The sequence below is a fragment of the Cupriavidus sp. HPC(L) genome (assembly GCF_000307735.3).
Lineage (GTDB): Bacteria > Pseudomonadota > Gammaproteobacteria > Burkholderiales > Burkholderiaceae > Cupriavidus.
In genome coordinates, this window is record NZ_AMPR02000233.1 from 1 (window position 1) to 4,435 (window position 4,435).

The 4,435-nt window shown below is 65.7% G+C and carries 6 protein-coding genes; all 6 read right to left on the reverse strand.

Annotation, left to right across the window (positions count from 1 at the left end; translation table 11 throughout):
* Positions 1 to 105: 105 nt before the first annotated feature.
* Positions 106 to 576 (reverse strand): VOC family protein, encoded by a 471-nt coding sequence (locus B551_RS14275; protein ID WP_006577245.1) that lies wholly within the window; start codon positions 574 to 576, stop codon positions 106 to 108.
* Between the two features lie 69 nt (positions 577 to 645).
* On the reverse strand, positions 646 to 1,086 hold the full coding sequence (locus B551_RS14280) for a YciI family protein (RefSeq protein ID WP_006577246.1): 441 nt from the start codon (positions 1,084 to 1,086) through the stop codon (positions 646 to 648).
* A 48-nt stretch (positions 1,087 to 1,134) separates the two neighbouring features.
* A complete protein-coding gene (locus B551_RS14285) occupies positions 1,135 to 1,584 on the reverse strand; it encodes a nuclear transport factor 2 family protein (RefSeq protein WP_006577247.1) in 450 nt (149 codons plus the stop codon).
* A gap of 71 nt (positions 1,585 to 1,655) precedes the next feature.
* On the reverse strand, positions 1,656 to 2,030 hold the full coding sequence (locus B551_RS14290) for a YciI family protein (RefSeq protein ID WP_023264373.1): 375 nt from the start codon (positions 2,028 to 2,030) through the stop codon (positions 1,656 to 1,658).
* A 107-nt stretch (positions 2,031 to 2,137) separates the two neighbouring features.
* Entirely contained in the window at positions 2,138 to 2,503 is a 366-nt protein-coding gene (locus tag B551_RS14295; protein ID WP_006577249.1) for a YciI family protein, read from the reverse strand.
* A 244-nt stretch (positions 2,504 to 2,747) separates the two neighbouring features.
* Positions 2,748 to 4,049, reverse strand: coding sequence for an RNA polymerase sigma factor (locus tag B551_RS14300; RefSeq protein ID WP_006577250.1), 1,302 nt, complete (start codon positions 4,047 to 4,049; stop codon positions 2,748 to 2,750).
* Between the last annotated feature and the right edge of the window lie 386 nt (positions 4,050 to 4,435).

Consider the following 4,435-nt stretch of genomic DNA (forward strand, 5'->3'; position numbering starts at 1 on the left):
CGGTGCAGCCGTGAAAATCACTGTCGTGAAAATCACTGTCCGCGCCGACGCAAGAGCATAAAAAAAAGCGGCCCCACGGGCCGCTTTTTACTATTCCGCTACCTATCAAGCACCGCAGCCGTGTTCCGCGGCCTTGGCCAGCTCTTCCGGCGGTACGTCACGCACGTGCGTGGCCACCGACCAGCGATGCCCGTACGGGTCTTCCAGTTGGCCGTAGCGGTCCCCCCAGAACATGTCCTGGACGGGCATCGTGACCTTGGCGCCCGCGTCGACCGCGCGGGCCACGGCGGCGTCCACATCCTCGACGTACAGATGCAGCACCACCGGCGTTCCCTTCAATGTCGTCGGCCCCAGGCTCTGCCATTCTGGCATTTCCTCCGCCATCATCACCGGCGAATTGCCGATGCGCAGCATCGCGTGCATCAGCTGGCCCTGCGGGGTAAGCAGCTTGAATTCCTCGGCCGCGCCGAATGCGCGTTTATAAAACTCGATTGCTTCCAGCGCATTCTTGCAAACGATATGCGGGGTCAGCGTGGGCATGCCTTCGGGAATCGGCTTGACTTGCGTTTGTGCCATCTTGGTTCTCCTGTCTGATCGTGCTGTGCGAACGGTCCTGGACCGTCTGTGTTGCGCGTGATCGCGTCGTTATTGCGATTGCTGTGGCGATTGCTGTCGCTGCTGGATCTGTTCCAGCTCGCGGAAGCGCTCGATACCTTCGCTTGGCGGAAAATCCTCGAGGTCGTACAGCTGGCGTACCTCGATCTCGCAGTTGTCGTCGTCGGTGGCCGGATTCGGGAAGCGCCGGGTCCATTCCAGCGCCTCTTCGCGCGACTTCACCTGGATGATGGTGTAGCCGGCGATCAGCTCCTTGGTCTCGGCGAACGGACCATCGGTGACGGTCCGCTGCTGGCCTTGATAGCGGATCCGCCAGCCCTTTGCGCTCGGTTGCAGGCCGGACGCATCGACCAGTACGCCGGCCTTCGATAGCTCCTCGTGGTAGGCCGCCATTTCGGCAATCAGCCCGTCCTCCGGCATCACGCCGCTCTCGGTCTTTTGCGTGGCTCGAACCAGAATCATGAAGCGCATTGCGGTATCTCCTGTCGGTAGATCAGTCTAGGCGATGCCATCGGCCGCTCAGGGCTGGAGTTCGAACAGCGCCTTGCCGCTCTCGATGTCGAACGGTGCGGAAAAATGATCGTGGGCAATCTTCCAGCCCTCGGCCGTCTTGCGCAGGCCGACGGTAACGCGCATCCACGAGGCACTCTCTTTGCCGTTCTCGTCCTGGTGGCCGCAGCGCAGCAGGTAGTGGCCATAACCGAGCTGCTGGTCGACGAACAGTTGCAGGTCATGCATCTCGAACACCATCGGCCCCGTGCACATTTCCATGCAGGCCGCCCAGTGCTTGCCGTAGGCGTCGGCGCCCTTGAATTGCAGCTGCATCACGGCGTCGAAGGCGACGACGTCGGGGGTGTAGTGCGACATGATGCGTGGCACGTCGCGGGCGATCGAGGCCTGGCGCCACGCTTCGAGCATGGTCCGGATTTCGTCGTGGGCGGCGGTCTGGGATTGCGTGGCGTTGCTCATCTTTAAATCTCCTGGAAGGAAAAGGTGGACAGCGAGTTGAACGATGCGAGGTCGTGGCTGAAATTGGGCCGTCACTGCGCGGGCGGCGTACTGCCGACCGCCAGTGACATCACCGGCCGCACTTCGATGCTGCCCAGCCGCGCGGCGGGAATTCCCGCCGCCGCGTGCAGCGCCTCGTGCAGGCCTTCGGCCTCGATCAGATAGAAGCCCGCCAGCTGTTCCTTGGTCTCCGCGAACGGCCCGTCGGTGAACGACACCCTGCCGGCGCGTACCCGCAGCGTGGTGGCCGTTGTCGCGCTTTCGAGCGCCTCGCCGGCCAGATACATGCCGTCGCGCTCGAGTGCGGCGCTGAAGCGCAGACACTGTTCCACCAGGCTGCGCCATTCCGGCTCGGGCATCGCTTGCAGGACACGCTCGTCGGTATAGATCAGGCACAGGTATTTCATCTTCGCCGCTCCTCGGATTTCGGTGGCTGTTCGGACTTCCTGTTACCTAGTCGTACGGCGAACGTCTCAATCGACAATGCCCTGCAAAAAAATTCGCGACCCGGTGTTTACGATCCGCTGGCGCCCGGCAATTCCCGGATCGGCCGGATCTCGACGCTGCCGTGGCGCGCGGGCGGAATCTTCGAGGCGACCTGGATCGCCTCGTTCAGGTCGGCCGCCTCCATCAGATAGAAGCCGGCCAGCTGCTCCTTCGTCTCGGCGAACGGCCCGTCGGTGACGGTCACCTTGCCGTCGCGCACGCGCAGGGTCTTGGCGGTCTCGACCGGCTGTAGCGCCTCGCCGCCGATGTAGTGGCCGCTGCTGCGCACCTTGTCGCCGAAGCGCAGGCATTCGCCGACCAGCGAATCCCATTCGTCGGGCGGCATGCTGTAGACCTGCTTCTCCTGGTAATAGATCAGGCAGAGATATTTCATCAGAGGCTCCTCGGTAGTGGTGGCGTTGGCCGGCCGCCAAGCGACGCGGCAACGAAACGGCAACGAAACGGCACGGAAAATCAGCATAGACGGCGCCGGCGACGATGCCATGACGCCGGCAGGGCGATGGCCCTGTCATGGGATAGTCGTTCGGGACCGGGTGAAATCGACAGCGGGGATCGAAAGAACGGGTCGACGGAGGGCCGAGAGCGAAAAGTCCGTCGCCACAACCGCTGGAAACCCGTTATTGCGGCAGTGCGGCAAGCCGCCGTTCGATAAAGCGCCGCTCCGGGCCCTGGCGGACCAGCTCCAGCACGGTCCGATAGGCGGCACGCGCATCAGCGTAGCGGCCCAGGCGCCGGCACAGGTCGGCCCGGGCGGCGTGGGCCAGATGGTAGTCGCCCAGTTCGCCGCGGGCCAGGATCGCGTCGACCAGCAGCAGGCCCGCCTCGGGTCCGTCCCGCATCGCCACGGCGACCGCCCGGTTCAGCTCCACCACGGGGGAGGGCTGCAGCGCCAGCAACACGTCGTACAGCGCGACGATTTGCGGCCAATCGGTCGAAGCCGCGTTGTCCGCTTCGGCGTGCACCGCCGAAATCGCGGCCTGCAGCGAATAGGGGCCGAAGCGGCGCGAGGACAACGCGCGCTCGACCAGCGCGGTGCCCTCGGCGATCAGCGCCCGGTCCCAGCGGCTGCGGTCCTGCTCGTCCAGCAGCACCAGTTCGCCGTCGGACGAGGTGCGCGCTGCCCGGCGCGACTCGTGCAGCAGCATCAGCGCCAGCAGTCCCATGACCTCGGGTTCGGGCAGCAGTTCGAGCAGCAGCCGCGCCAGCCGGATCGCTTCGCCGGACAGGTCGTGGCGGGTCAGCTGGTCGCCGGAGCTGGCCGAATAGCCCTCGTTGAAGACCAGGTAGACCACGCGCAGCACGCTGTCGAGGCGCTCCGGCAGGTCCTGGCGGTCGGGCACCTGATAAGGAATGCGCGCGTCGCGGATCTTGGCCTTGGCTCGCACGATGCGCTGGGCCAGCGTCGACGGCGCCGTCAGGAAGGCGTGGGCGATGTCCTCGGTGGTCAGGCCGCAAACCTCGCGCAGCGTCAGCGCGACCTGGGCGTCCGGCGCCAGCGCAGGGTGGCAGCAGGTAAAGATCAGGCGCAGCCGGTCGTCTTCCAGACAGGCGTCCTCGAACAGTTCGTCGAAGGCGCGCGTCGCGCTCTCGTCGACGATCGCTTCGACCTGTTCGGTGACGTCGTCCAGCGGCCGGAAGCGGGCATGGCGGCGGATGCCGTCGATCGCCTTGAAGCGGCCGGCCGAGATCAGCCAGGCACAGGGATTGGCGGGTACGCCGTCACGCGGCCATTGCTCCAGCGCGGCCTTGAAGGCGTCGTGCAGTGCCTCCTCGGCCAGGTCGAAGTCGCCCAGCAGGCGGATCAGCGTGGCCAGCACGCGCCGCGATTCGGCGCGGTAGACGGCGGCGACGGCGGCCTCGGAGGCTGCGCGGGCATCGGCAGCGATGGTTTCGGACGGTGCGGCGATGGGATCAGGCATCGGTCGTGGTCGGCGGAGGCCGCCGCGGACCGCGGCTGGCAGAGCGTGCACTGGCGCACGGGCATGCCGATTCTGCGGCGGATGGTTGGCGATGGCAAGGCAAGCCGGACCGTTGTAACAAAGTGCCGGCGTCGCGTTGGGGTGCGGGAGAACGGATGGACGCAGCCGACGTGCTGACGTCGGCAAGGAAAGCGCGATCCGGCGCCATCCGGACGCCTATAGTGTTCAGACCACGCGGGCATGGCTCGTGCTTGATATGGCGGCCGCGAGCAGAGTCGAGCCGAACCGAGCGCGCGCGAAAAAACGAGGAGACGCGAAGCCATGGAACGATTCCGGCGCGACTGGCGTGACCATCCTGTCCGGCTGCTGCTTGGCCTGACGATCAA

What these genes read in the sequence shown, in the direction of transcription:
- B551_RS14300 (WP_006577250.1), bottom strand. Translation starts at nt 4,049, where the DNA reads ATGCCTGATCCCATCGCCGCACCGTCCGAAACCATCGCTGCCGATGCC.
- B551_RS14295 (WP_006577249.1), bottom strand. Translation starts at nt 2,503, where the DNA reads ATGAAATATCTCTGCCTGATCTATTACCAGGAGAAGCAGGTCTACAGC.
- B551_RS14290 (WP_023264373.1), bottom strand. Translation starts at nt 2,030, where the DNA reads ATGAAATACCTGTGCCTGATCTATACCGACGAGCGTGTCCTGCAAGCG.
- B551_RS14275 (WP_006577245.1), bottom strand. Translation starts at nt 576, where the DNA reads ATGGCACAAACGCAAGTCAAGCCGATTCCCGAAGGCATGCCCACGCTG.
- B551_RS14285 (WP_006577247.1), bottom strand. Translation starts at nt 1,584, where the DNA reads ATGAGCAACGCCACGCAATCCCAGACCGCCGCCCACGACGAAATCCGG.
- B551_RS14280 (WP_006577246.1), bottom strand. Translation starts at nt 1,086, where the DNA reads ATGCGCTTCATGATTCTGGTTCGAGCCACGCAAAAGACCGAGAGCGGC.